This is a genomic window from Vibrio sp. JCM 18905 (genome assembly GCF_055393305.1).
The window spans coordinates 1589687-1616192 of record NZ_AP043878.1 but is presented as its reverse complement, the minus strand read 5'-3'; the positions used below and the strand labels follow the sequence as shown (position 1 = coordinate 1616192).

Here is a 26506-nt window from a genome sequence, read left to right as displayed (position 1 = left end):
TTTATACTCGATTAAAAGACAGACTGAGCGATACAGTGCAATATCAACTAAAGACATATAGAGAAACAAGCAGGATATATGTGCAACTTTATTTTCAGTATTGAACTAAAATCACATGACAATATGACGCTATAGATAGCAATTCAGGAAAACCAGTTAAAGGGTGATTAACTGATAATTGAGGTTGGTATTTGTACAAAAATTAATTATTCAATAAAAAATGTGTATTAGAATAGTTTGACAATACCAGATAGTAAAAAACCGGCACAAGGCCGGTTTTTAGAAATAGTGGAGGCGCCTCCCGGAGTCGAACCGAGGTCCACGGATTTGCAATCCGCTGCATAGCCACTCTGCCAAGGCGCCTTTCTGATTTTTATATCTCTGTTACCAAAGATTTTGATGGTGCCCCGGGCCGGACTTGAACCGGCACAGCGCGAACGCCGAGGGATTTTAAATCCCTTGTGTCTACCAATTCCACCACCAGGGCAACGCAATCATGCGATGGGTTAGACACCATCTGTCTCAGCGGCCTTTGCCGTGAGAACGAGGCGTACTTTAACGGATTAATTTATCTGGTCAACAAAAAATTAGTCTTTTTTATTCAATTGGTTAAAAAGCCAACTCAAACGAACAAAGGGCGATCATTTTGCTCACAAGAACATCAGTATGCTTTGCTCTCGTTTACTTTGCTTCATCACTTAATGTCAACGAGGAATCGACAAGTCGCACAAATTGGCAGTATGGGTATAAACTTAACTCGTACTGCAGGGGACAAATAAGCGCTCATCATGTTTCGAAAGTCATCATTTCAATTACCGCTACATACTGATTCCGAACTCGACTTCGTAGTGCCCCACTTCTTACTTACTGAATTTGATTATGCGCGCTCTCTGGAACAGGGGATCGTCCAAGACTTGGATCCTGAATATACACACCAATATCGCGTCACACTGAGGCGCATACGCTCACTATGCTTGCTACTTCGCGAATTGATACCTCCTTTTGAACAGCGTATTTTGAAACCTCATTTAAAAATAATGATGAAGAAAACAAATAAGCTGCGTGATTTAGACGTATTTATCTTGGACAAAAGCCAATACATTGAAATGCTCCCAAACCATAAATCCTCTCTTGAGCCGCTTTTTGGCGTTATAGAATCCGAACGTGCTTACGAACAGGCAAAAGTTGCGCGTTGGCTAGCGACACAAGAATACACTATGCACTGCACTTTGGTCAGGAATAGTCTGCTGCGAAGTACACAACACGAACGAGTGGATAACAACGTACCTGCGTTACTCTTCGCAAGCCAAAAAGTCTCCGAACAATTTAAAAAGGTCGACAAAGCACGGCGCAAGATCTCGGACAAAAGTTGTGACAACGTGATTCACTCGATGCGGATAAAGTGCAAAGCGCTGCGTTATTTGCTAGAAGGGTTTTCCGCACTCTACCCTTCCCCACAGCACAAAAACAACGTGAAACAATTAAAACTATTGCAAGACAAGCTCGGTGATTTTAACGACACTTCAAGTCAAATTGAATTTTTCACACAGATCAAAGAGGCAGTAAACCTCAATAAACAAGATCGTAAGACCCTGAAAAAGCTGCTTAACGTGCTTAGTGAACATCACGATACTTCGCACCAGACCATCTTAACGCACTTAGATCAATTTGAGGCTTTCATCTACGATACCAACACACAAAGTCTCTACCAGCACTAACCTAGGTTCACGTATTTTTAATATTCATTAATTACAGTCGGTCGTTAGGCTCCATAAAGAAAGATAACGTGAAACCATTAAAACGATACCAATATGAGCGCTATGCCGTACTCTGTAATCTCGCCTATCCTCGCGTCTTCAGACAAACTCAATACGGATTCGATCCTAATGGGCAACGAGTCATTAGAAATGAACACGGTAAGATTATGATTCGCGTGCTCTGGAGTAAAAAACAGAGTGAAGTGGTCGTAGTAATTAAAGGCTCACACAGTATCAGTGATTGGTTGTTGAACTTCGCGATGTGGACGAGAAGCTGTCGACGGTTGGGACTGAATTACCGCATTCACGCGGGTTTCTATCATCTTCTGTTTCAAGAAAGTTTACCGAGCCGAAATGAAGATCGGTTGGGGTTGACCGTGATCGAGCGCCTCGAAGGTATCGTTGTACCGCTCATTCTTAGGGGAAAAAGAATCACCATTACTGGTCACTCTTCAGGTGGCGCGATTGGCAATGTTTTTGCCGACTATATTGAGAAAAAATACCCAAAGAGCATTAAACGCGTCGTGACTTTCGGTCAGCCCGCAGTTGGAGATTGGACCTTTAAAAAACGCTACCGTTTGGGGCACAAAACTTACCGGATTTGTTGCGACATCGACATCGTGACATTCATGCCGCCAGTGCCTTTTCTCTATTGGCATGTAGGCAAAATGCTATGGTTGTATAACGGGAAAATATACGAGAATACGCCAACGTTCATTCGACTTGGCCGTTCTCTATTTAGTTGGTTGATGCTACCATTCTCTTATCACTTTATGAGTAAATACATCCGCGATAAAGACTTCTTTGACGAACGCTGAGCTAAGTACCCTAAAACTATGATGTACAGACACGAAAAAGCCGGACTCAGCCGGCTTTACGTTTTTGTGGTGAATTACAGAGAGGCAATTTCTTTTTCAAGTTGATATTTGCTATCTGTGACTATGCGCTCTAACACTTCAACGCGTCGCTTCAAGTCACCAATTTGCTTGTTAAGGTTATCTTGTTCTTCTTGGCTCATCGTATTACGTTCAGATATCTCCAAGGCTCTTACCTCTTTACGATGATTCAAGATTAACTTAATTATCCCGCCCCCAAATATGGCACCGAACACAATAGCCACAACCAATACATCAGCAATAGATTCCATTCTTCATCTTCCTCTAGATAATGCTCAAATATAAGTTACTCATTTGTTAAATGAATATCAAATAACGTATTGATTCACTGCAAAGTTTCATCAAAATTTGCCTGTTCTGTATCAAAATCACAAGAATGGATTACTCAACGCTAACCCAAACCGAGACAGATCCACCATTTACAGGGAACTCAGCCCACCCGTTCGCATCTGTCCAAATGTCTTCAGTTCGGATGCCCAACTTGTCGACATAGCGTGTACTTGGCTTGCCCGTATACATCCACTTCGAGCCACCTGGTCCATCGCTCATGATCACTGCCATTGAATGTGGATGTTCTGCATCGCCCTCGCGAGTCCAGCCAATTACATCCCAATGGTCAAGATAAGAATGTTGTTTGCCATACGCATAGTCTTTACGCAGTGTTACGAGCTCTTCGATGTAAGGCACTTTGACCATATTGATGTCATGCCCTTTATCACTGTACTGCGCGCCGTAGTAATCTGCATAAAACACAGATGGATAACCTTCTTCACGCAATAAGATAAACGCGTAAGCGAGCGGCTTAAACCACCAATCAACCGTCGACTCCAACGCCTGCAAAGGTTGAGTATCATGGTTTTCTACTAAGGTTACCGCTTTGACTGGATTGTCCTTCATCAGCGTACCATCCATGATTTGACGCATATCGTAGCTACCACCCGATTTAGACGCATTGTAGAAGTTCATATGTAACGGTGCGTCGAATAGCGACATGCTGCCAGAAGTTTTGGTGATAAAGTTATGCAGCTGATTCACATCGTAGTTCCAGTACTCTCCGACCGTGAAGAGTTCTTTCCCTGTTTTCCAACGTAGGTGATCAATCCATTCTTGAAGATATTGGTATTTGATGTGCTTCACCGCATCCATTCTAAAGCCATCAACACCAGTCATGTTGATGTACCACTCACCCCAATCTTTCAGTTCTTGTTTAACTTCAGGATGATCCATGTCTAAGTCAGCATACATAAGGTAGTCGTAATTCCCCTTTTCAGAACTGACTTCCCAATCCCATGCCTTACCTTCACCTTTGAATTTAAAAATGGCTTTTTCTTTACCTGCATCGTCCCAGTCCACCCCATCAAAATGGTACCAAGTCCAATGGAAGTTAGAGTACTTGTCGTTGCGTCCAGGGAAATCAAACTCCACCCACGCTTCAATCCATTTATCACCAAGTTCAATGTTGCGGTTGTTCCAATCTACCCGCTTAGTATCAACCCAAGATTTCCCATCCGCACCACCACGGTGGTTAAACACCACGTCACCATAAACCTGGATATTGTTATTGTGAGCGGCATTGATAGCGCTAAGATACTGATCTTTCGTGCCGTATTTGGTGCGCACTGATCCTTTTTGATCAAACTCCCCCAAGTCGTACATGTCATAAACGCCGTAGCCGACATCATTACTGCCACCCGCACCTTTGTATGCAGGCGGTAGCCAGAGCGCTGTGAATCCGTTTTCTGCTAGCGTTGGAGCGTTATTTTCCACTTGAGTCCACAGTGTGCCATCGTTAGGCACATACCAATGGAAATACTGCATCATTGTGCCATTCTCAGCAGCCAATGCAGATGAACTTAGCAACAAGGTTAAAGGTAAAATAGTGCGTTTTAATTTAAATGTTTTCATTATTTTTCTCTCACGTTAAGGACTAAAATCCTCCTTTCTGCTCATACACACCAAGCATTGCCAACGGTCACGCTAGCCAAGTTGCTGCCTGTGATACAAAAAGTTCGGATTACAATCGAAGAGAAATTAGCACCAATCACCCTATACAATTATTGAGTTATTTAACATTTATAAAATCAATGACTAGCGCATTGAAAATATTGAATGGTGATCAAAACATGGGAGGAATTTAGAGAAGAGTGAACGAGTATAGATTGATGGATTTAAAACGAAGAAAGCCAGTCATTTAAGACTGGCTTTCGAAATAGTGGAGGCGCCTCCCGGAGTCGAACCGAGGTCCACGGATTTGCAATCCGCTGCATAGCCACTCTGCCAAGGCGCCTTTCTGATTTTTATATCTCTGTTACCAAAGATGTTGATGGTGCCCCGGGCCGGACTTGAACCGGCACAGCGCGAACGCCGAGGGATTTTAAATCCCTTGTGTCTACCAATTCCACCACCAGGGCAACGCAATCATGCGATGGGTTAGACACCATCTGTCTCAGCGACCTTTGCCGTGAGAACGAGGCGTACTTTAACGGATTAATTTATCTGGTCAACAATAAATTTTATCTTTTTGATTTAAGTGCTTAAAAAGCGATCCAGACGGTACAATTGGCATTCAATTAGGCCAAGAAACACTCGTTAGCTTCATCAACTTTAAATCACACACATGTTGATGCCCGTAACTGCTTAGCTTGTAAACGCCTGACTAACGCGGATCGTAGTCACCACTCTCTTCAGCTCGGTAACATCTGTAACAATTGGAGTCCCTACTCTTGGCACTATTTCACACGAAATATCATATTTTGTTACCGATAACTTTGCATCGAATGTGGTCGTACCTTTATAAAATCATTGACATTTTTTATTTTCAAAAAAAGCTCAATTCATTATCGAAAATATCAATAAATAATGATAGCTTACACTCGTTGCAGTAATTTAATGGACATATATCACATATAAGGACGTGGTTTACTTTGGCGACACACCATAAGAAAAACAAGGTATATCACTAATGTCTATCAAGAATCTTTCTATAGCGAAAAAGATATCGCTATCGTTTTTACTCATTGCCATCGTCAACATTGCGTTTGGCGTATTTTTATCTACAGAGCTCAAAAGCATTAAATCTGAGCTTTTAAACTATACCGATGATACGCTTCCTGCTATGGAAAGAGTAGATTCGATCCGAGATCACTTGTCTCGCTGGCGCCGTGCTCAGTTTGCGACATACACTTATGAAGACGCAGACCAAATCAGAAACAAAATTGCCAGCAACATTCGCGAACGTGAAAAGATCAGCAAAGAGCTCGATTCTTACGGTGAAACGATTTGGCCTGGTGAAGAGCAACAAACTTACCAGCGCCTTATGCGTCAGTGGAAAAAGTACTTGGTCACTATGGATCAGTACAACGAAGCGATGCTAGCCAACGACAAAAGCAAGGCCCACCCTATTTTGGCGAACTCTTTACCTGCTTTCGAAGCGGTTGACTCTGAGCTCGGTGAACTGATCCGTCTACTTAAAAATGCTATGGACAGTAACAAAACTCATATTCTTTCTTCTGTAAATGGATTGAGTAACTCGTCAATTGCAAGCAACGTGATTATTCTGCTTATCATGGTAGGCATGACGTACGTGCTGACACGCCTTATTTGTGGCCCACTAAAACTTGTTGTCGAGCAAGCAAATGCCATCGCAACAGGTGACCTATCAAACGACATCGATCGTAAAGCCATCGGCAATGACGAGCTAGGTGAGCTGGCAGATGCGACCACTAAGATGCAAGATGACTTGCGCCAAGTTATCGACAACGTGATTGCTGCGGTCACACAGTTAAGCAGTGCAGTAGAAGAGATGAATCAAATCTCTGATATTTCTGCGTCTGGTATGAAAGATCAACAACTGCAAATCACACACATTGCTACGGCAATGACAGAAATGAAAGCAGCAGTAGCCGATGTTGCACGTAATACTGAAGATTCAGCGAACCAAGCTAACGAAGCAAACCGTCGTACACAACATGGTGTTCGTGAAACGCAAGGCATGGTTGACGCGATTCATGAAGTTTCAAACGTAATTGGTGCTGCCGGCGATACTGTGGCAGAGCTTGAACAGCAATCGAATAAAATTAACGTTATTGTTGATGTTATCCGTGACATTGCCGATCAAACCAACCTACTTGCGCTTAATGCAGCCATTGAAGCTGCGCGTGCTGGTGAGTCTGGTCGCGGTTTTGCCGTGGTTGCGGACGAGGTTCGAACGCTTGCAGGCCGTACGCAAGATTCAACCAGCGAAATTACGTCGATCATTGAACAGCTACAATCGCTTGCAAAAGACGCGAAATCTGCGACAGAACTTTCTAGAACCAGTATCTCAGAATGTGCAGAGCAAGGCATTCAATCAAAACAGCTGATGAGCGACATTGAACACTCGATTTCTGATATCTCAGACATGGGTACCCAAATCGCCACGGCTTGTAACCAGCAAGACTCTGTTGCAGAAGAGCTTAACCGTAGCATTGAAAACATACACTTGGCATCTCAAGAAGTATCACAGGGCTCAGAGCAAACCGCACAGGCTTGTCGTGAGCTAAGCCAGCTGTCAATTTCTCTTAAAGATGTAATGAGCCGCTTTAAACTGAGTTAAACTCAGTGGATACCTTAGTTGATATTGAATCAACCTCGATTTGCACAAATTGAGTGCAATCACTGAGGTATATTGAATCATGATCTTCAAAAACGCTCCAAAGCACTACTTGGAGCGTTTTACTTCGTCAGGTACTTTCCCCAAGTACTCAATAACATAACCAATACAAAAAACGCGTACGGAGACTTTATGCGCTTAAATAAAACCTTACTATCACTGACTATCGCTGCTGCAACCGTTGCTCCTGCGATGCAAGCTACTGCTGCCCCTCTTCAAATTAGCAACACTGTAGTAAAAGCAGAGCAAGTTCAAGGCGCTAACGCTTGGCTGGAAATAAACTTAGGTCAGTTCCGCGATAATATTGAGCAGTTTAAATCGCACATGGATGGCAAAACGAAAATCTGCGCCGTGATGAAAGCCGACGCATACGGTAATGGCATCGCGGGCCTGATGCCAACCATTATCGAACAACAAATTCCTTGCGTTGCCGTTGCAAGTAACGCTGAAGCACAGACCGTTCGTGACAGTGGCTTTAAAGGTCAACTTATGCGTGTACGTTCGGCGGATATTGGCGAGATCGAAGCTGCAATCGACTTAAATATTGAAGAGCTGATTGGCACTGCAGAGCAAGCCAAAGTACTGTCTAAGCTAGCAGAGAAAGCGGGTAAAGAAATCAAAGTTCACCTTGCTCTTAACGACGGTGGTATGGGACGTAATGGCGTTGATATGACGACAAAAGCGGGCAAGCAAGAAGCGCTAGAAATCGCTCAACAAGCTGGCGTTAATATTGTTGGCATCATGACTCATTTCCCTAACTACAATGCAGACGAAGTTCGTCAAAAGTTATCTTCGTTCAAAAACAGCTCTGCATGGCTGATTAAAGAAGCGGGCCTAAAACGCGAAGATATTTTGCTGCACGTGGCAAACTCTTACACTGCACTTAATGTTCCTGAAGCACAGCTTGATATGGTTCGTCCTGGTGGCGTTTTATACGGTGATCTGCCAACCAACCCTGAGTACCCTTCTATCGTGTCTTTCAAAACACGCGTGGCATCCGTTCACCACCTGCCAAAAAATAGCACTGTCGGTTACGACAGCAGCTACAAAACGAGCAAAGAAAGCCTAATGGCGAACATTCCTGTTGGTTACTCTGATGGCTACCCACGAAAAATGGGCAATACGGCAGAAGTACTGATCAATGGCCAACGAGCAAAAGTTGCAGGTGTGGCTTCAATGAACACCACCATGGTTGATATTACAGGTATCAAAGATGTTGAGCCTGGTTCTGAAGTTGTACTGTTTGGCTCTCAGCAAGGCAAAACGATTTCGGCAGCAGAAATGGAAAAACATGCAGAGGTCATCTTCCCAGAACTATACACGGTTTGGGGTACTGCGAACCCTCGTGTCTACGTAAAATAAACCCTTTCAGTTATTCGTAACAGAACGAAAAAGCGAGCCTCGTGCTCGCTTTCCTACTTATATACTAATCTGTAACAATCCGTGCTCTTCTCAATTGAACAGAGTTTGCTATTTGCGTTGCGTTACTTTCCTTGAGCCCTAGCAAGTGACAAATCCTCTAACCCCTTCATCTTAAAATCGTTCAGGTATACTTGTTTTTTATATAGCACTTAGTGTTTGAAAGCCCTTTCAATTGATGTTAAACATGAAGTTTACAAAAGAATAACAAACGCATTCATATGGCACAGCCCTTTTTGCCTGCTGGCTAGGTATCTCTATGACAGAAAATACTCAACATCTTCAGCGTTCCTCATCTGAGTTGCACGAATTTACTCGGGTCGACGTGTGGAACGGTTTCACCCAACTTTTACCTCTGTCCATGTTTGTGGTCATATTTGGCCTCGCATTCGGTGTTGCCGCCGTACAAACTGGACTAGATGTATTTCCCACTATGTTGATGAGCACACTGGTCTTCGCCGGTGCTTCACAATTTGCCACGCTAGAAATGTGGGGAGCAGAAGTACCTCTGATTCCAGTGCTTATTACTGTATTTGCTATTAATGCTCGTCACCTCTTGATGGGCGCTACGCTTTATCCATGGTTACGACAACTCCCAACGACAAAACGTTACGGTGTAATGCTAGTAGCATCAGACGCAAACTGGGCAATGGCACTCAATGCATTTGGTAGAAAAGAACCAGGTTTTGGTTTGCTTGTTGGTGGCGGCTTAGCGATGTGGTCGTTTTGGATTGTTGGAACCTGGATCGGCATTTATTTTGGTAACGCAATCAAAGACCCGGTGAGCCTCGGGCTCGATATGGTTATGGGATGCTTCCTGCTGTCTATGGTTGTGGCAGGGCCGAAAGACTTAAGAATCTTTGCAATTTGGGCCACAGCAGCAGCCTCTTCTATGTTGGCGTACTGGTATTTACCAGAGAATAGCCACGTAGTGGTTGGCGCTATTACTGGTGGAGTCTTAGGTGCTTGTTGGAAGGAGAAAAAAGCATGAACATCGAAACGAGCGTAGGTGGAACACTGCTTATCATCATCGCTATGGCGTTAGTCACGCTCATAACCCGCTGGGGCGGAGTATATGTCATGTCATTCATTCCAATTAGCGAACGGGTTCAACGTTTCATTACTGCGATGTCAGGTTCCGTATTGGTTGCCCTTTTAGCCCCACTAGCGGTTGAGGGTGATTACGGTGCTAGAGCAGCACTTTTTTCTACTGCTGTCGTTATGTTCATCGTGAAAAAGCCTCTGCCCGCAATTGCAGCTGGCATCATTGCAGCCGCCGCGGTACGCGCTATTTAACCGTTGTTTCAACGCCGATACCAGTCATCAATAAAAAGCCCCAAAACACGAAGCCCTGATGTCACGAGTGTCATCAGGGCTTATCTTATGCTCATCGTTTTAACGATGAGCAACGATATTAATCACGGTGAGATAGAACATTATGCACAGCAGTTACAATTGCGCTTATATTTGTCCATTTTACCAATACCAGGGTTAAAGGTGTTGGTTGGATCTAGCTCGTGGTAAAACTTCTGCAGCGAATTTTCAGCTTCGTACAAGTGACCCACATTATGTTCTGCTGGGTATTTAGCTCCACGGCTATTGAGGTGTTCTAGCATCAGCTTTTTCATCAACTTCGTGTCGGTCCCTTTTTTGAAAATGTAATCTTGATGGAATACATAACACATAAAGTGACCATAATAGAGTGCTTGAACAAGGTTCTTACTCACTTCTTCTGGTAAAGTTTCTAGCCACTCTTCATCATTACGTCGCAATGCGATATCAAGTGCAACGATATCTTCTACGTCTTTTCGGTGAATCGTCTCGTAACGAATTGCTGCACCTGCTGCTGCAAAGCGATGTAAATAAGCTTTTTTACCCTCTTCCGGCGTACACTCGAAGAAATCACAGTCGTCTTCAACAGCCCAAACTTCTTTGAGGTATTTTTGTGCTTCAGCAATACCACCATCACTCATTTTCAATACCAGGTGATGCTCATACTTGTCACGGAAATCCAGCATTCGTTCTGGTAAATGTTGTGGGAACAACTTACTCGCGTAGTACAAAATGGTATCCGGCAGGTATTTACTAACAAACGGGACGCGCTCTAAGAAATTTTCTACTTTAGCTTTAAGTGCAAACATTTTTGGCAGCTTATCAGTGCCTAATAAGTCGATGGATAAGAAGACATCTTTGCCGTACTTCTCTGCCATGTTGAAGATATCTCGATGCAAGTATTCTCCCATCTCAGGCAAGTTCTCAAACGTAGATAAGAAATCTTTTCGCAGCTTCGTCAGTTTCGCAGGATCATTGGTGCCAAGGTAAAAAACCTGCTCTTTTTCAGGTACTGGGTAGCTGTCAACTCGAACGGCAAAAACACCCAACTTACCAGCACAGCCACTGGCTTCAAATAATCGACGTTCATCGGCATTAAAACGAGAAGGAATGTCAGAAGTCACGTCTCGAACACGTTCATCGTATTCTTTGTCTGATGCCATTCGCTCGTCATGAATGATCTTCGCTGGGTCAAAGTTTCCTTCTTGCAGGTTTGTCAGAATTTCTTCTGGCGTTTCACCTAACCCTTCAATACCAAGGTGATTAACCAGGTGTAACTGGCCTTGCTTATCGACCTGCGCATAGATCGCCAGTTCCGTGTAAGCAGGACCACGCTTGACTAACGCACCGCCTGAGTTATTGGCGATACCACCAACCACAGTGGCACCTAATGATGAAGAACCGATGATAGAGTGCGGCGCTCGGTTCACCGCCTTCAATTCTTTTTCCAATGAGTGCAAACTTGCACCTGGCAAGCATACCGCCTGCTTACCGCCATCTAATAAGTGAATCTTCTTGATTTTGGTAATATTGATCACGACCACATCACGGTCATAATCATTACCACTTGGAGCTGAGCCTTCTGTTAAACCTGTTTTGGCAGCCTGCATAATAATAATGCAGTTTGCTTCAACGCACTGTTTAATTATCTTCCATTGTTCTACAAGAGTATTAGGAAACACGATAGCAAGCGCAGTGCCACTACCTGAGCGAAAACCTGAGCGGTAGTATTTTGTTTTAACCTCGTCGGTTAGGACATTTTCTTCCCCAACGATAGTTTTAAATTCGTCAATCAGCTGCTTTTGTTTCATATCCGTATCTCTCGTTATTGTACTTCGCTCACATCACCGTTTAGTGACGGTAATGGGCGTTTGAGCCACTATAAGCAGTCCATTTATCGGCGTCTATGTCAGGCAGGCGAGCAACACTTAACCAATAGACAACAAACAAAATAATTCTTTTATTTTTCTGTCACTTATCTTTCACATTCGGAAAATTTAACGCAAGAAACAGACCGTTTCTTAAAAGAAACAATAGCAAAACCATTTGTTAACAGTTGTGCGCAGCATCTTGTTATCAATATTAGTGATAAAACAAGGAGAAAGCTTAAGCTTCTAAATTTATAAGAATTATTAGAAATGAAGATGGAAACAATAACTCAACACCAACATAACGATTGGTGTTGAGTTATTGTCTTAAAATCGATGATTTTGACTTTGAAAGCTGGTGTATAGATGATCAATGAAGATCTTAATTTTTTCTGGTTGTTGACGAGTGTAAGGATACACTGCATAAATACCCAAACATTTGGCGGTTTCGTCTTTGAACAATTGAATCAGGCGGCCTTGCTTTAAGTCTTCATAAACCAAGACACGCGGCACATAGATGATTCCCTGCCCTAACAGCGCCACATTTCTCAATACAGAAGAATTGTTGGTACAGAGGTTACCGTCGACGGTGATTTGATATACCTCGTCTCCCTCTTTAAACGCCCACTCATGCGCTCCGGTTTCTTGGTAGGAATAGACTAAACAATTGTGTTTATCCAAGGCTTGAGGTTGTTTAGGTATGCCATGTTTAGCCAGGTATTGGGGTGACGCGCAAATAATCCAATTCGCATCCACCAGCTTTCTTGCAATCAGACTAGAATCTGGCAACACACCCGTTCTAATTGCCAGATCAAAACGTTCATTCACGATATCGACGAAACGATTATCTAGATCCATGTCGATATTGATGTCAGGATATTTCTGATTAAACTCATTGATCACTTGAGGAAGAATTAACTCACCAGAGATAGTGGGTACAGAAACTTTAATGTTTCCAGATAAATTCTTACCCAACCCCACAATGGATTCTTCTGCCGTTGCCACCGCTTGATAAACGGCTTTTGCATGAGTAAAGAACGCCCGCCCTGCCTCCGTCAACGTTAACGTTCGCGTTGTTCGGTAAAGAAGCTGTACACCAAGCTCTTGCTCAAGCTTCGCGATGCGTTTACTGACAACCGATTTGGTCAATGACATGTGTCTTGCTGCAGCGCTAAATGAACCTTGCTCGATCAGGTGATAGAAAATGATGTAATCGTCGGTATTTCTCATGCGTCTTCGTCAAATCCTTTGGAGACCGACATTGTAAACGGATATTGGTCAATCTGCGAAATATCGGGTCACACTTAACAACATAACTGGTGACAGAAACAAGTGTTATACCCACAGTTCAAGAAACTGAGATGGCGTAAATTTATCAATATTCAGATACAAAAAAACCAGCTTTCGCTGGTTTTAAGTTGATGCACTTGGCATCGAGATACCGCAATTGCCATATCTGAATAATTTGGAGCGACACACGAGGTTCGAACTCGTGACCTCAACCTTGGCAAGGTTGCGCTCTACCAACTGAGCTAGTGTCGCATTGATTCTCGAAAGCCATTCACTCTCAAAGAATAATGGAGGCGCCTCCCGGAGTCGAACCGAGGTCCACGGATTTGCAATCCGCTGCATAGCCACTCTGCCAAGGCGCCTTTTTTACTTCGCTTCAGGGCTCTTCCCCGTTGCGTTGGTGGCTACTTTACGGATTGAGAGAAGATAGTCAAACAAAAATCTTTCATTTTCTGTTTGTTTGATTTCTTTTAAGCCAATTAGACCAAAGTTCGATCTTATCGGCTTAAAACGAAGCAATATAAATCTAGCTTTCTGTACGTTTTACTCAATAGAATTTCAATGTCACTTAATAATTACCGACCCGTTTAAGCAACCTGCCCACAACATTAGGATGATAAGACCAAGTGTGATCAAACATCGACATTAATGCTGGGTTTCCGTATTTAGATAGACTGATCGCGTGAAAACGGTTTTTCTTCGCTTTAAGCGCATCCACTTTGGCAAGCAACTCGTCTTGTTGTTTTGGCGCGATAAAGTCGGAAATGACCACCATATCGGCATTTTTGTACTTATCACCGCTCATCAAGTCGATAGATTTGATCAAAGTTGGCTCTAAGTCTGTACCACCATGGAAGCTATAAGTTAAAAAGTCCGCCGCCTCGCGCAGACCATCTTGTTTGGTTAGCTCATACGTAATGTGTTCCGTCGAAAAAATAATGACATAGCAATCACGTTGCTCCGCTAATGCAATTTGCATCAGCGCATAAGCCATGGCTTTGGCGCATTGTTCAGGAAACCCGCTCATTGAGCCGGACGCGTCCACACACACAATAAACGGTCCTTTTTCGATATCTACCGCTTTGTTGTCAGGTCGGTGAGCTTTAACTTTACGTAACGTGCGCGATTTGCCCTGTGTACGGTAGTTCATAAGTCGTTTATCGACTAAGTGTTTATAGAACACGACCTCGAGTTCAGGATACGCCAAAAACATCGTTTCGTTGGGAAGTAGCTTATTTAAATCATCGCTTTCGTGAATGCCGACAATATCATCTGTCGCTTCATCACTCTTCTCTTCGATCATTTGTAGCTCTTCAGTAGGCGCGCGGTTAAGTTCGGGATCATTCACTTGCCCCGCCATACGGCCAAGTTGCTCGGCTATTTCTTGCAAGCCTTGGTGCTTCTTCAGAAACTCCGCATGGCGTTTCATCACTGTTAAGTCAGTTTTGCTCAACTTGGCAGATGCCATATCCCATAAGCGCCCTACACTTTCAGCATCACCCGACTCTGTGACCTTATCCATATTACGCATGGTCTCCATACGCTGATACAGGTCATTCAGCACTTTCTCTTTATTGGCCTCAAGCTCGCTTACTTGCGCTTGCTTAATCGCATCGGCTAGGCTTTGGTACCATTGATCACAGAAGTAATGTGGGAACATGGGATTATTCATCCCCTTGTTCTTCTCCATCATTCGGCGAGCCTGCATATAAAAAGCGGAGTGCCACTCAAGCTTTTTAATCACATCTTCGATGTTTTCGAAAAACGCCTCTTCATCCCAGTGAATGACCTCTTGATATAAAGACAGCTCTTGTTGGAAACGCTCTGTCTCACATACTTTGGTAATCCGTTTTTTAACACTGCCTCGCCACTTTAATAAGTGGCCTTTAACCGAAGATTTAACGCCTCGGTTTTCTGCCATCATCATGACTTGTGAACGCGCCATTAAATCATTAACTGCGCTATCGATGATGCCAGAGTCGGCTACCATCAGCGCGAGGTTAAGTCCGTCTGCACCTAGCATGTCGTCTCCTTATGAGAAAAACTGATGTAAGTTTTTAAAGCGTTGGATAACTTTCTCGCTTTCAGCTTGGATAGACTCAAGTCTCTGACTGACCTGCTGCAGACTCGACTCCATTAGGCGTGGTAATTCAGGATCAACAAAGCTATGCGGAAGCGCATCATGGAAATTCGCTTTTACCTTGCGCATATGGTGCTCTGCTTCATTGAGTTGATTTACGGCTTTTTCACTCTGCGTTAACCACTTTTGGTAAAGCTCTACATCCAAGCCCTCTTGAGTCACTAAGCTCACCAGAATGCCTCGGTTTGCGATATCACGGATAACTAGGTTATTTGCGGCATCAACATCAAATCGTAAACGGCACATGTTGGTGTTTTGATTGACGTAGCCATACACATCACCGTGTCCCTCTTTGATGACTCGGTCTAGTTCATCTTTTGGCACGTAAACCCAGCGGCTATCGCCTTTCTCTGATTCTGAAACCGACATGTTGCTTTGCAAAATAACCAGTTTAACTAAGTTAACGGCTGCGCCAACTTTGTAGGTCTTAGCTTTAGAGGTATCAAAACGCATGGTTTCTTTGCGCAGAATACCCGTTGCCGCTTCAGACGTTAACGTCATGCGGTAGGCATCTTCAAGCTCATGCTGAACATCGACCAAAGACTCGCGACAGTATTCAATTTCCTGTTCGGCGTCTTGTTGGTCAAATGCATGTTTTAGGGCGAACTCTTGGACCACTTCGCGTACCACGTCTCGCGATTCAGGGCTGTTCCATAAACAATCTTGCAGCAACAGTAGATCAAGTGGGTTGATTTCATCGCGTCCATTAAAAAACGCGCTCGCTTTTAGCAATTTCACGGCTTTCTTCCAGCGGCGGTCAGACACATACATGTCGGTATTAGCGACATCGCCAAACTGAGCTTCGACTTTGCTTTCTAACATCGTTTTAAGCTGGAAAAGCTTCTCGAATGCATTATCGGTTAGCGTCAGCTTGTCGAGCTGCTGTTGCCATTGATGATATTCTTCATCTGTTATTGCTAGCCCTTCTGGCACTTGTGCCTCTTGTGACGTGCCTACCGTCAACATCGACTTAAAGTTTTGTTTATTCTGAATTCGATTCACAAACACGCGCACCAACATGCGGTCATAGAGTGCATCCAAACCACTGTCTTCATCTGGCAGTTCATTGGACGCCGATACCAACAAACGCATTGGCACACGCTCAATATCGCTGCCATTTTTGAACGTTTTCTCATTGACCACTGTCAGCAATGTATTCAGAATGGCGGGGCCCGCCTTCCAGATTTCATCTAAAAATACGACTTGTGCGGTTGGCAAATACCCTTTAGTTAAGCGAACATAACGACCGTTATCTTTGAGTTCTTGAATACTCAGTGGCCCAAAAACTTCTTCAGGTGTTGAGAATCGAGTCATCAAGTATTCAAAGTAACTGCTATTATCGAACGCTTGGATAAGTCGCTTGGCAATTAAGCTTTTTGCAATGCCAGGTGGGCCTAAAAGAAAAACACTTTCACCAGCAAGTGCCGCAAGGAGGCAGAGCTTGATGGTATGTTCGCGTTCATAAACGCCATCCGTTAACGCTTTAGCCAACTTGTTGATGCGTTCTGAGAGAAGCGCTTTTTCGGCATTTGAGGCAAATAAGGTTTGTGTCATACGTTCTCCGGCTGCTGAACTGGTATTGCGTTAACATTTTTATACACTTGTTATAACTTTGTTACAAATGTATTTTGTTGAATTCCCCTTATAGCAGATGCTTACCCCCTTCTTTAGCCAGCAATCAAAGTTTCCATTTATGAGATACAGCTCACTGAAAGTGCAAACGCTTTCGTAGTGTTGCAACATTTTTTGCTTTTGTTTCCCACCATTTGTGGTTAATGTCGAAAAACGTCAAAATGCGGTAACAGCTAGGGTTAATAACTGCATGAGCAAAATAATTCATAAATGGAAGCAAATTTCTCTGATTGAAGAAGAGGTTATGCTTCCTACAGGACAGGCAATTACGCACACCACAATCCATCATCCGGGCGCTGCGGTGATTCTCCCGATTACAACGGAAGGAGAGGTAGTCCTAGTCCATCAATTTCGCCCTTCACTTAATAAATGGCTTCTGGAGCTCCCTGCTGGTACAAGAGAAGGCAATGAAGACCCTCTCTGCTGCGCGAAAAGAGAGCTAGAAGAAGAAACGGGCTATAGTGCAGAAAAATTCACTTCTCTCGGCCAAGTCACTCCCCTTGCCGGATTTTGTGATGAGATACAGTACCTATTTGTTGCTGAGAAGCTCAGCCAAACCAACCGTTACGAATGTGATGAAGATGAAGTGATTGAGGTTGTTACCTTGTCACTCCAACAACTCGAAGACAAGATTATTGATGGCACAATTACCGATGCCAAAACGATCGCTTGTTTAAGCAAAGCGCGCCTTTGCGGATATATTTAGGACTTTGACCAAGGAGACATTCATGGATTTTCGATCAGATACCGTTACACAGCCTACCCAAGCAATGCGAGAGGCCATGTTTAAGGCCCCCGTTGGGGATGATGTTTATGGTGATGACCCTACGGTCAATGAGCTTGAGGAGTTTGCCGCAGAGCTTGCAGGATTCGAAGCGGCTTTGTTTACCACTTCGGGCACACAAGCCAATCTGCTCGGCCTAATGGCGCATTGTGAACGCGGAGATGAATATCTGTGTGGGCAACAAGCACATAACTACAAGTACGAAGCCGGCGGCGCAGCAGTACTTGGGTCAATTCAACCTCAACCAGTCGAAAATAACCCAGATGGCACACTCCCATTTGATAAACTGGCAGCGGCGATTAAGCCAGATGATTGTCACTTTGCTCGTACCAAGCTGCTCAGCTTAGAAAACACGATTAATGGTAAAGTATTACCTCTGTCTTATTTAGCAGAAGCACGTGACTTCGTGAATAAACATAACTTGCAGATGCATCTAGATGGCGCTCGCGTTTTTAATGCAGCCGCTGCGCTTGACGTTCCGGTAAAAGAAATCGGTCAGTATTTTGATTCAATGACGATTTGTCTGTCGAAAGGTTTGGCTGCCCCTGTTGGTTCGTTACTGCTTGGTAGCAAAGAGTACATCGCAAAAGCACGTCGCTTAAGAAAGATGGTCGGCGGTGGTATGCGTCAAGCGGGTATTCTTGCCGCAGCAGGCAAACTCGCCCTTACCGAACAAGTGGAACAGCTAAAACAAGATCATATCAACGCAAAAAATTTAGCAGAAAGTTTAGCAGAACTGCCTGGTTTTTCAGTCAACCCTGATTTTGTTCAAACGAACATCGTGTTCGCGAAGCTTGATCCTCAAGTGGACATAGTAAGTATCGCTGCGAAACTGAAGGAACAAAATATTACGATAACACCTGGAAACCCTATTCGTTTCGTGACTCATAAAGACATTTCAGCGCAAGATATCGACAATTTCTTATCAAGCATTAAATCTCTGCTTTAGTTTGATTTTGATCATTGAGCTTCCCCTAAGGGGAAGCTTTATTGTATCGATATGACTTTTTAGCGAATAGACAATCTTCATGTTCAGATTTGTACTTCTAACTTCTCTTATTTTCTCTTCCGCTAGCCATGCCGCGCCTTTTGGAGACGCTGATAAAGGTAAAATCAAATCCCCTAGCTGCGTCTATTGTCATGGTGCAACAGGCGTCGCAGGTAATGATGCCTATCCAAATCTTGCAGGTCAAAATGCCCAGTATCTATACGATGCGATGAAGTCTTACCAAGCAGGCGAGCGTAAAGGACCGCTTGCCGAAATGATGGGCGCACAGTTAAGAATGTTAAATGATGAGGATCTTCGTGATGTTGCTGCATTTTATGCAGAACAGACGCAAGACAAATGATTTGTTTATCTCGGCTCACAACAAGAGATTGTGAGCCCCCGAACCGAGCCAAAACATTTAACCAAACTTTGCTTGTAAAATAATCACAATGACTTCACTTCAAATATTTGATGAATTTATAGTTCAATATTTCCATTAATATTGACTTTTTATTCTGGTTTATTGATATTTCATGCTTCATTGAATTTAACGTGAAGTAAGTTATGTCTCACACACATGCGCAACCAACGGACTCGGTTGCTACACCCAAATCATGGCAGATGCCAGATACCCTCATTTTGATCTTCATTGTTGGTATTCTCGCTGCGATTCTTACCTACTTAATTCCTGCTGGCCATTTTGACAGTCAGCAAGTGACTTATATGGTCGATGGTGCAGAAAAAACTCGCACGGTTATCGATCCATCTTCTTTCTCTTATGCAACCGACGAAAACGGTGAATTGGTTTACAACAAGGTTGGCCTGTTTGCTTCTGGTGGTGGCATTGGTCTCATGAACTTCCCTTTCGAAGGGCTAGTTTCAGGCTCTAAATGGGGCAGCGCGATCGGCGTGATTATGTTCATGTTGGTTATCGGTGGTGCTTTCGGCGTTGTAATGCGAACAGGCACCATCGACAACGGTATCTTGCGCCTTATCGATAAGACCAAAGGTAACGAAGCGCTATTCATTCCAGTGCTATTTTTGCTGTTCTCTCTGGGCGGTGCGGTATTTGGTATGGGTGAAGAAGCCGTAGCATTTGCGATTATTATCGCTCCGCTTATGGTTCGCCTTGGTTATGATGGTATCACTACGGTAATGGTGACCTATGTTGCGACTCAAATTGGCTTCGCTACTTCTTGGATGAACCCTTTCTCCGTCGCTATTGCACAAGGCATTGCGGGTGTACCTGTTTTATCCGGCATGACAGTGCGCATGGGGTTATGGGTTGGCTTTACGTTAATCGGTATCGCTTTCACAATGCTCTACGCCGCTCGAGTGAAGTCAAACCCAGAACTTTCTTACAGTCACCGCACAGACAAATACTTCCGTCAGCAAGAGCTTGGCAATCAAGATTCTCGTTGGAATATCGGCGATACACTCGTCATTCTTACGGTCATCGCGACCACAGTATGGGTTGTTTGGGGCGTAGTCGCTAACGCATGGTACATCCCAGAAATCGCTTCTCAATTTTTCACTATGGGCTTTGTTGTCGCGATCATCGGTACGATTTTTCGCTTAAACGGTATGACGCTCAACTGCGCAGCCGATGCGTTTAAAGAGGGGGCGGCTATTATGCTTGCTCCTGCTCTATTGGTTGGTTGTGCGAAAGGTGTGTTACTTATCCTAGGTGGCGGTACGACCGATGAAGCGAGTGTACTGAATTCTATTCTGAACAGTGCTGGCGGCGTGATCAGTGGGCTTCCTGACGTAGCTGCGACATGGTTAATGTATGTATTCCAATCTATCTTCAACTTCTTCGTTACTTCCGGATCTGGACAAGCGGCACTGACGATGCCTTTATTAGCGCCATTGGCGGATATTGCAGGTGTCACGCGCCAAGTTGCCGTTTTGTCATTCCAACTTGGAGATGGTTTTACCAACGTTATCGTCCCTACTTCAGCATCCTTGATGGCAACACTTGGTGTCTGCCGCATCGACTGGGGTGACTGGGCAAAATTCTGCTGGCGATTTATCCTATTACTCTTTACCCTGTCGAGTGTCGTCGTTATCGCAGCTCACATAATGGGGTTTGCGTAAAACGAAATCAATTGGCACAAGGCGAGACACGTTCTCGCCTTATTAATACTCTTCGTATGGCGACGTTAAGGTTTTAGATTGGCTTATGGTTTTGGAGTGGTAACTTTAATGGCAACACAACTTCTCGATGACATGATTCAAGGTCATCAAGTGATTCAATCTCTCAATGTAGCAGACCTAGGTCCGGGTGAGCATAAGTTTTGGTTCCGCATCGCAACCAACGCGCTCTCTCAGTGGCAACATCTTCCTGTTTTAGTATTCAAAGGTGAAAAACCTGGCAAGAAAATCATGATCACCGCAGGGGTTCATGGTGATGAATATAATGGTGTGTTAGCAGCGCAGAAGACCGCTAGAGAACTCATTGGCACTGAAGTCGCTGGTACTGTCACGATTGTTCCAACCATTAACATGCCAGGTATGCTAAACCACAGCCGCAATTTCTATTCCGCAGACCCGGATGCGTCTCCTGCAAACTTAAACCGCTTTTTCCCTGGTGACCAAAACGGCAATGAGGCACAACGCTACTTATATGCATTGTGGAATGATCTGCTCAAGCCAAATGCTGATTTAGCCATTGACCTTCACACTCAAACCAGTGGTGCGGCCTACCCACTATACGTGTTTGCAGACTTCCGAATTGAGCAATCATTAGAAATGGCTCGTCTCATTAATCCTGATGCGATTTTAAATGATCCCGGAGATGCTGGCGTCCTTGAAACCGTTTGGAATAACCATGGTGTCCCAAGCATTACGGTTGAAGTGGGTATGGGGCGCTACACAGAGCAAAAACTCATTAGTCGAACCGTATCAGGCATTTTAAATGTGTTGAAGCAGCATAACGTCGTAGAAGGTGAGATAGAGCCTATCACTTCATGCTTGGAAGGAAACGAGATCGTCAGTGTGAAAGCGACACATGGCGGCTTTGTACTACCTCATGTCGGTTTGATGGATTTTGTCGAGCAAGGCCAACTGGTTGCGATTCAATACGACAGCTTTGGCACTGAAGTTGAGCGCTACACCGCCCCTACAAGTGGTACAGTGCTCAGCCACAATGTGGAATCTATTCGGGCGCCTGGCTCTCTGATCGTTCGTTTGATTAAGTAAACCATAACCGTTTGTCGATAGATCTACCTTTCGACGCTCACTCAAATTTATATAAGCCCCATCACGAGTAATCACAAATGATGGGGCTATATTTTTGACCACATGAGGTTACAAGGTAACAAAAATATTCCAAGCAAAACTCAAAACCGCGAGACAGAAACTTCGCTTCTGTTGATTTTAGAAGTCACATTGATGAACTTAAAACTGTCGTCCACTCTCTTGATCAACGAGAATTAGCTCATCTAACGCGAAACCTTTCTCTTTAGCAACCTGCTTAAAACGCTCCAGGATTTTCTCATCAACGTTGGGTGTTCTAGACAATAGCCACAAGTAATCGTGGTTGTAACCAGAGACAAACGCATAGTCATAGTTTTCACCTAGCTCAAACACAATGTAAGAAGAATAGATTGGCCAAAAAAAGGAGACTTTTAAGTGCGCAACCGTTTCGTCTTCAACAAAATAAGCTTTACCTTCAGCTTCGGACCACTGTTGATCTTCTTCTGAATATCCGCGGTTTGTCACCTTAACCCCACCATCCTCGCGAAGCCGATAATCGGCCGTAACGTTGGATAGACCACGCTCAAACGAATGATCGAGCCGTGCGATTTCATACCACTTGCCTAGATAAGGCTCTAAATCAAAATTGTTAACTGGCTCCACCCCATCAGGTTTAGAGGTACAGCCAAATAAAGTAACAAGTGATAAAAGTAATAATGTTTTTAGCGATTTCATACAACACCTAAATTTGATTTAGTGATTGATTTTACTGTAGAAGGTAGCAAATCGATCACTAAGTCGCACCACTGTCCCAAAGGTACGTAGCTAGACATCACAGTTCTTCATTGTCAATAGTATGCTGAACACCAAAACCTCGTTATGTCAGCAATTCCCTAACAATATTGTTCTATGTTTTACTTACAAGTTGGGCATACTTGTATATTTTGTCAGCATTTAACCGTATGCATATAGAAACTTTGCACAATATAGACATACGCTGTCATATCCCCCTCCTATAATACGTCGCGATATAGACAGAGGTTATTGTTATGAAATTAAAAACAGTGTCAGTTTGTGCACTTTTGGTATTGCTTGCAGGTTGCCAGCAGGAAAACCCAAGCCAAGCGACACAATTAACAACCTCGGCAGATGTATGTAATACACAAGGAAACATGCCAGGTGGGTGGAATGAGTTTAATGCTACCCCTGATGCACAAAAGGCAATGGCTTTTGTTTTGAAAAGAATGGACACAATAGCGTCGTTCAAACAAATACTGAACGTTCACGCGCAAATCGTTAGCGGCGTCAACTATGCCATTGAGTTTGAATTGGATGATGGCTCTATTTGGAATACAGTTGTTTATCGCAACCTAGATGGTGAGTATGCGATTACCCAGTCGCCAAAAGAAGGCCACTTTTGCGAACAGTAGCGATTAAGTAAGAAAGCCCCTAGATAGGGGCTTTGGGGTTTGTGATAGCAACGGAATTAGACAGCGAAGCTACATTGAGATTTGACCGATACTATCGAACCGACTCTTGATGGTTCAACATCAATCCTCTGCGCCATTTGTTCTTTTAACTCAGAAACGTGAGAAATAACACCGATCATGCGTCCAGTTTGTTGCAAATCCACTAGCGTTTGAATGGCGAGATCCAAAGATTCTGGGTCTAGACTACCGAACCCCTCATCAATGAATAAAGTGTCTAAACGGATACCACCACTATAGGATTGCACAACATCCGACAAGCCAAGCGCCAAAGCAAGCGCTGCCATAAACGATTCACCACCGGAAAGTGTCGCAACATCACGTGTTTTTCCTGTGTAACCATCTTCAACCATTAAATCTAAGCCGCGACCCGCAGCGCCTTTGAAGCCCTCTGTTTTTCGAGCAAGAATATAGCGCCCTTTACTCATGAGGCTTAAACGCTGAGAGGCCTGAATCAATACATCATCCAACAGTACACCAAGAACAAAGCGATGCAGGCTAACCCTGCTGCCTGTTTTACCGCTGGCAACGTCGTATAACGTACCAAACACTTTGTACTCTTCTTCTAACTTGCTATTTTTCTCATGCAGCGTAGCAATATCTTTACGAACTTTTTCAATTCGCTCAAAGGTTGAGCGCGTGGTATCGAGCTGATTCCTTACTTCAATATACTGCGCCTGCAGAGTGGTTAAGCTGTCGTTAAGCGAATCCAAGTCCGGTCTTTCAAGCGCTTTCAATGCATGGTTTAAATCATGTAGTGTTTGTTCAAGCTTGGTTTGTGCCTGTTTGAAGTTGTCTATTTCTTTCTGCCACACTTGAAGCTCATCATCTGTCACTCTGCTATTTAGATAACTGCTTTCATCCTCAAATTTACTCGCCTGTAACGCCTCATTCCACGCTAATTCTGCTTGGCTAAGCTTTTGTTCTGACTCAGATAGCCACTGCTTGTTCGTCACTAACTGACTTTCAGCATTCGATTGCGCTAATACCGCTTGCTGCAAAGCGTTTTGTGCCTTTTCTAAACCTGTATTCAAGGTCAGAATTTGCTCTTTTGTGAGCGAAATGTCACGCTCAAGCGCATCAACGGAACTGTATTTCGGATCAATGGAAGCTTGTAATTGAGTCAATTGTTCTTGGTTTGCTTGAACGGTTGATTCATTTGCCGCCATTTGATTCTGCAGCTCATGAATTTTATTTTCACCCACTAAGCAGCGTTGATTAAGCTGTTCAACGTTCTTTTCTAGCTTTTCAATATCAATAGATTGTAGACGTAGAAGTTGATCATTAAGCGCCTGCAACTCAGTTTGAACCGTTGAGATCTCAGATGCTGCATGCTCACCAAGCTCTTCTTTCAACTGGTCGATTTGATTCTGATGCTGAATAATGACAACGTTATGTTGTTCTTGCTGATTACTTAGCTGGTTCAGTGAGGTTTGAGCTTCTCTTTCTTTCACTCTGGCAGCCTGAACTTGCTCTTTTGTAACGACTTCTTCAACAAACGTCGCAGGGTTAGGATGCGCTTGGCTGCCACATACCGGACATGCTTCACCTGCCTTTAGTCGCTGCGCTAATACTGCCGCTTGAGCGTTGTGCCACTTAAGCTCTATCGTATCAGCGGCTTGTTGACACTGCATATAGCGCTGACTGGCCTCCTGTAATGACTGCTGCTTGCTTACGGTTAACGCCGTGAGTTTAGAGAGCTCCAAAGTAAGACCATGCAGCTTTTGTAGATCCTGTAGTAGTCGTTGTTTTTGTTTTATTTCCGCATCGATGCTGCCAACAAGCGCAACATCTACTCGGGCTTGCTCTAGATCTTTCTGGCCCTGTTGCGCCTGAAACGCCAACTTGTCTTTCAGCTCTATGTACTGTTTTAACGTTGCTTCAAATTGTTGCTTTTGTTGATGACCTGCCGTTATTTTTCTTTCCAAGTTGGCTTTTTCAACCAACTTGTCTTTCATGCTTTCAAGTTGATACTGCAGTTGCGTTAACTGTGGGACTTTTGCCGCGGCTTCTTTTGCACTTTGCTGCAAGTTTTCTTTTTCTTTCGTAACAGCATTGGCTTTATCAAGACTCTCTTTCAAGGCAACTATTTTTTGTCTGAGCTCTTGAGCTTGAGTTTTTACATTTTGTAATGAGACGTAGGATAATTCTATCTTATTGGCATTTTTAGCATTTTCTAATTGCTGTTGACGAACTTTTATCGAGTCTGAGTGTTCTAGATGCAGCTTGAGTGCGTTTTCTGCTTGCTCTCGTTTCGAAAACTCTCCATTAATAGTTTCCGCTTTTTGCAATTCAGATTTAGCAACATTTAGCTTATCTAACGAAGCTTGTTCTTTCTTTCTATCGACCTCTAGCTGCTCAGTTGCTTGTTCAAGCTGGTGTAATAATTCCTGCTCTGAACTCACTCCTGCAACTTGTAAAGCGCCTCGAATTTGATTATCAAATTCATCTTTCGCTTTACTGATTGCGCTCGCTTTATCTTTGAGCGCGTACTCAATTTTTTTATATATGTCCGTTTGAAAGAGCTGACCAAAAATTTCTTCGCGCTCTTTAGAACTAGCAAGCAACAGCTCCCGGAATTTTCCTTGAGGCAATACCATTACTTGGCGAAATTGCGTTTCATTCAAACCAATAATATTGCTCACTTCTGTTTTAACTTGAGCCGTCTTGCTAGTGATGAGCTTTTCGGCCTCGCCGAGTTCATAAAGAGCCGCAGTGTGCTTTTTTACCGTCATCCCTTCACCACGCGCTTTGGGCGCTTCCTGCTCTGGAGATCGCACAACTCGGTATTGTTTGCCATGTAACGAAAATTCTAGAACGACTTCGGTTGGTAAGTCTTGCGCCGATAAGTCACATCGCATCTGGATGCCTTGCCGCTCATTACCGGTAGTTTCACCGTAAAGGGCAAAGCAAATGGCATCTAAGATCGACGTTTTACCTGAGCCTGTAGGACCATTAATCAAAAACAGAGGGTTACGGCCAAGCTTTTCAAAGTCAATGACTTCGGTTTTTGCAAACGGACCAAAGGCTTGCATGGTAAGTTTAATTGGTTTCATCTTTGGTC

20 protein-coding genes and 6 tRNA genes are annotated in these 26506 nt (G+C 43.8%); 12 read left to right on the top strand and 14 right to left on the bottom strand.

Features of this window, described 5'->3' with window-relative positions:
* Window positions 1-289 precede the first annotated feature (289 nt).
* Window positions 290-363: transfer RNA gene (locus ACZ5ZC_RS07070), tRNA-Cys, on the bottom strand.
* 37 nt (window positions 364-400) lie between these two features.
* Window positions 401-487 (bottom strand) — tRNA-Leu (locus ACZ5ZC_RS07065).
* Window positions 488-788: 301 nt separating this feature from the next.
* Here ACZ5ZC_RS07065 and ACZ5ZC_RS07060 point away from each other — a divergent pair.
* On the top strand, window positions 789-1718 hold the full coding sequence (locus ACZ5ZC_RS07060) for a CHAD domain-containing protein (protein WP_464931548.1): 930 nt from the start codon (window positions 789-791) through the stop codon (window positions 1716-1718).
* A gap of 68 nt (window positions 1719-1786) precedes the next feature.
* A complete protein-coding gene (locus ACZ5ZC_RS07055) occupies window positions 1787-2575 on the top strand; it encodes a lipase family protein (RefSeq protein ID WP_256951707.1) in 789 nt (262 codons plus the stop codon).
* Window positions 2576-2649: 74 nt separating this feature from the next.
* Here ACZ5ZC_RS07055 and ACZ5ZC_RS07050 read toward each other — a convergent pair whose 3' ends face one another.
* From ACZ5ZC_RS07050 to ACZ5ZC_RS07035, 4 genes are all read right to left on the bottom strand, one after another.
* Window positions 2650-2904, bottom strand: coding sequence for a hypothetical protein (locus ACZ5ZC_RS07050; protein ID WP_012842214.1), 255 nt, complete (start codon window positions 2902-2904; stop codon window positions 2650-2652).
* 130 nt (window positions 2905-3034) lie between these two features.
* On the bottom strand, window positions 3035-4558 hold the full coding sequence (gene amyS / locus ACZ5ZC_RS07045) for an alpha-amylase (RefSeq protein ID WP_053808368.1): 1524 nt from the start codon (window positions 4556-4558) through the stop codon (window positions 3035-3037).
* A 308-nt stretch (window positions 4559-4866) separates the two neighbouring features.
* A tRNA-Cys gene (locus ACZ5ZC_RS07040) sits at window positions 4867-4940 on the bottom strand.
* Between the two features lie 37 nt (window positions 4941-4977).
* Window positions 4978-5064 (bottom strand) — tRNA-Leu (locus ACZ5ZC_RS07035).
* 551 nt (window positions 5065-5615) lie between these two features.
* Between ACZ5ZC_RS07035 and ACZ5ZC_RS07030 the strand changes: the two genes are divergently transcribed.
* From ACZ5ZC_RS07030 to ACZ5ZC_RS07015, 4 genes are all read left to right on the top strand, one after another.
* Complete coding sequence (locus ACZ5ZC_RS07030) at window positions 5616-7247, top strand: methyl-accepting chemotaxis protein (RefSeq protein WP_012842212.1); 1632 nt, start codon at window positions 5616-5618, stop codon at window positions 7245-7247.
* A gap of 189 nt (window positions 7248-7436) precedes the next feature.
* The gene (gene alr, locus ACZ5ZC_RS07025) at window positions 7437-8666 is read left to right on the top strand and encodes an alanine racemase (RefSeq protein WP_074189652.1); all 1230 of its coding nucleotides are present in this window, start codon (window positions 7437-7439) and stop codon (window positions 8664-8666) included.
* 316 nt (window positions 8667-8982) lie between these two features.
* Entirely contained in the window at window positions 8983-9714 is a 732-nt protein-coding gene (locus tag ACZ5ZC_RS07020) for an AzlC family ABC transporter permease (RefSeq protein ID WP_054867649.1), read from the top strand.
* Window positions 9711-10019 (top strand): AzlD family protein, encoded by a 309-nt coding sequence (locus ACZ5ZC_RS07015; RefSeq protein WP_005396412.1) that lies wholly within the window; start codon window positions 9711-9713, stop codon window positions 10017-10019. Before ACZ5ZC_RS07020 ends, ACZ5ZC_RS07015 begins: the two co-directional genes overlap by 4 nt.
* 140 nt (window positions 10020-10159) lie before the next feature.
* Here the strand turns inward: ACZ5ZC_RS07015 and dld are convergent, their stop codons facing one another.
* From dld to ACZ5ZC_RS06985, 6 genes are all read right to left on the bottom strand, one after another.
* Window positions 10160-11866: a D-lactate dehydrogenase gene (gene dld, locus ACZ5ZC_RS07010; protein WP_109169012.1), complete on the bottom strand. Its 1707-nt coding sequence runs from the start codon at window positions 11864-11866 to the stop codon at window positions 10160-10162.
* Between the two features lie 384 nt (window positions 11867-12250).
* Window positions 12251-13153, bottom strand: a complete 903-nt coding sequence (locus ACZ5ZC_RS07005; protein WP_258507476.1) for a LysR family transcriptional regulator — start codon at window positions 13151-13153, stop codon at window positions 12251-12253.
* A gap of 236 nt (window positions 13154-13389) precedes the next feature.
* A tRNA-Gly gene (locus ACZ5ZC_RS07000) sits at window positions 13390-13465 on the bottom strand.
* 36 nt (window positions 13466-13501) lie between these two features.
* A tRNA-Cys gene (locus ACZ5ZC_RS06995) sits at window positions 13502-13575 on the bottom strand.
* A gap of 206 nt (window positions 13576-13781) precedes the next feature.
* Complete coding sequence (gene viaA, locus ACZ5ZC_RS06990) at window positions 13782-15236, bottom strand: ATPase RavA stimulator ViaA (protein ID WP_012842207.1); 1455 nt, start codon at window positions 15234-15236, stop codon at window positions 13782-13784.
* A gap of 9 nt (window positions 15237-15245) precedes the next feature.
* Window positions 15246-16907 (bottom strand): ATPase RavA domain-containing protein, encoded by a 1662-nt coding sequence (locus tag ACZ5ZC_RS06985; RefSeq protein ID WP_464931547.1) that lies wholly within the window; start codon window positions 16905-16907, stop codon window positions 15246-15248.
* Window positions 16908-17175: 268 nt separating this feature from the next.
* Here ACZ5ZC_RS06985 and ACZ5ZC_RS06980 point away from each other — a divergent pair, with 268 nt between their 5' ends.
* The 5 genes from ACZ5ZC_RS06980 (at window position 17176) to ACZ5ZC_RS06960 (ending at window position 21958) form a co-directional block, all read left to right on the top strand.
* Window positions 17176-17691: an NUDIX hydrolase gene (locus ACZ5ZC_RS06980; protein ID WP_047009230.1), complete on the top strand. Its 516-nt coding sequence runs from the start codon at window positions 17176-17178 to the stop codon at window positions 17689-17691.
* 22 nt (window positions 17692-17713) lie between these two features.
* On the top strand, window positions 17714-18718 hold the full coding sequence (ltaE, locus tag ACZ5ZC_RS06975) for a low-specificity L-threonine aldolase (protein ID WP_464931546.1): 1005 nt from the start codon (window positions 17714-17716) through the stop codon (window positions 18716-18718).
* Between the two features lie 79 nt (window positions 18719-18797).
* Entirely contained in the window at window positions 18798-19118 is a 321-nt protein-coding gene (locus ACZ5ZC_RS06970) for a c-type cytochrome (RefSeq protein WP_005396401.1), read from the top strand.
* 203 nt (window positions 19119-19321) lie between these two features.
* The gene (gene yfcC / locus ACZ5ZC_RS06965; RefSeq protein WP_464931545.1) at window positions 19322-20854 is read left to right on the top strand and encodes a putative basic amino acid antiporter YfcC; all 1533 of its coding nucleotides are present in this window, start codon (window positions 19322-19324) and stop codon (window positions 20852-20854) included.
* Window positions 20855-20962: 108 nt separating this feature from the next.
* A complete protein-coding gene (locus ACZ5ZC_RS06960; RefSeq protein WP_464931544.1) occupies window positions 20963-21958 on the top strand; it encodes a succinylglutamate desuccinylase/aspartoacylase family protein in 996 nt (331 codons plus the stop codon).
* A gap of 198 nt (window positions 21959-22156) precedes the next feature.
* On the opposite strand, the gene ACZ5ZC_RS06955 is transcribed toward ACZ5ZC_RS06960, so the two are convergent.
* Complete coding sequence (locus tag ACZ5ZC_RS06955) at window positions 22157-22690, bottom strand: lipocalin family protein (protein WP_464931543.1); 534 nt, start codon at window positions 22688-22690, stop codon at window positions 22157-22159.
* A gap of 314 nt (window positions 22691-23004) precedes the next feature.
* Here ACZ5ZC_RS06955 and ACZ5ZC_RS06950 point away from each other — a divergent pair, with 314 nt between their 5' ends.
* The gene (locus ACZ5ZC_RS06950) at window positions 23005-23385 is read left to right on the top strand and encodes a cystatin family protein (protein ID WP_005396397.1); all 381 of its coding nucleotides are present in this window, start codon (window positions 23005-23007) and stop codon (window positions 23383-23385) included.
* Between the two features lie 56 nt (window positions 23386-23441).
* On the opposite strand, the gene ACZ5ZC_RS06945 is transcribed toward ACZ5ZC_RS06950, so the two are convergent.
* Entirely contained in the window at window positions 23442-26498 is a 3057-nt protein-coding gene (locus ACZ5ZC_RS06945; RefSeq protein WP_054868050.1) for an AAA family ATPase, read from the bottom strand.
* Window positions 26499-26506: the final 8 nt, after the last annotated feature.

Coding starts and splice junctions, on each gene's coding strand:
- ACZ5ZC_RS07060 (WP_464931548.1), top strand. CDS start 789: ATGTTTCGAAAGTCATCATTTCAATTACCGCTACATACTGATTCCGAA.
- ACZ5ZC_RS07050 (WP_012842214.1), bottom strand. CDS start 2,904: ATGGAATCTATTGCTGATGTATTGGTTGTGGCTATTGTGTTCGGTGCC.
- amyS (WP_053808368.1), bottom strand. CDS start 4,558: ATGAAAACATTTAAATTAAAACGCACTATTTTACCTTTAACCTTGTTG.
- ACZ5ZC_RS07030 (WP_012842212.1), top strand. CDS start 5,616: ATGTCTATCAAGAATCTTTCTATAGCGAAAAAGATATCGCTATCGTTT.
- alr (WP_074189652.1), top strand. CDS start 7,437: ATGCGCTTAAATAAAACCTTACTATCACTGACTATCGCTGCTGCAACC.
- ACZ5ZC_RS07020 (WP_054867649.1), top strand. CDS start 8,983: ATGACAGAAAATACTCAACATCTTCAGCGTTCCTCATCTGAGTTGCAC.
- ACZ5ZC_RS07015 (WP_005396412.1), top strand. CDS start 9,711: ATGAACATCGAAACGAGCGTAGGTGGAACACTGCTTATCATCATCGCT.
- dld (WP_109169012.1), bottom strand. CDS start 11,866: ATGAAACAAAAGCAGCTGATTGACGAATTTAAAACTATCGTTGGGGAA.
- ACZ5ZC_RS07005 (WP_258507476.1), bottom strand. CDS start 13,153: ATGAGAAATACCGACGATTACATCATTTTCTATCACCTGATCGAGCAA.
- viaA (WP_012842207.1), bottom strand. CDS start 15,236: ATGCTAGGTGCAGACGGACTTAACCTCGCGCTGATGGTAGCCGACTCT.
- ACZ5ZC_RS06985 (WP_464931547.1), bottom strand. CDS start 16,907: ATGACACAAACCTTATTTGCCTCAAATGCCGAAAAAGCGCTTCTCTCA.
- ACZ5ZC_RS06980 (WP_047009230.1), top strand. CDS start 17,176: ATGAGCAAAATAATTCATAAATGGAAGCAAATTTCTCTGATTGAAGAA.
- ltaE (WP_464931546.1), top strand. CDS start 17,714: ATGGATTTTCGATCAGATACCGTTACACAGCCTACCCAAGCAATGCGA.
- ACZ5ZC_RS06970 (WP_005396401.1), top strand. CDS start 18,798: ATGTTCAGATTTGTACTTCTAACTTCTCTTATTTTCTCTTCCGCTAGC.
- yfcC (WP_464931545.1), top strand. CDS start 19,322: ATGTCTCACACACATGCGCAACCAACGGACTCGGTTGCTACACCCAAA.
- ACZ5ZC_RS06960 (WP_464931544.1), top strand. CDS start 20,963: ATGGCAACACAACTTCTCGATGACATGATTCAAGGTCATCAAGTGATT.
- ACZ5ZC_RS06955 (WP_464931543.1), bottom strand. CDS start 22,690: ATGAAATCGCTAAAAACATTATTACTTTTATCACTTGTTACTTTATTT.
- ACZ5ZC_RS06950 (WP_005396397.1), top strand. CDS start 23,005: ATGAAATTAAAAACAGTGTCAGTTTGTGCACTTTTGGTATTGCTTGCA.
- ACZ5ZC_RS06945 (WP_054868050.1), bottom strand. CDS start 26,498: ATGAAACCAATTAAACTTACCATGCAAGCCTTTGGTCCGTTTGCAAAA.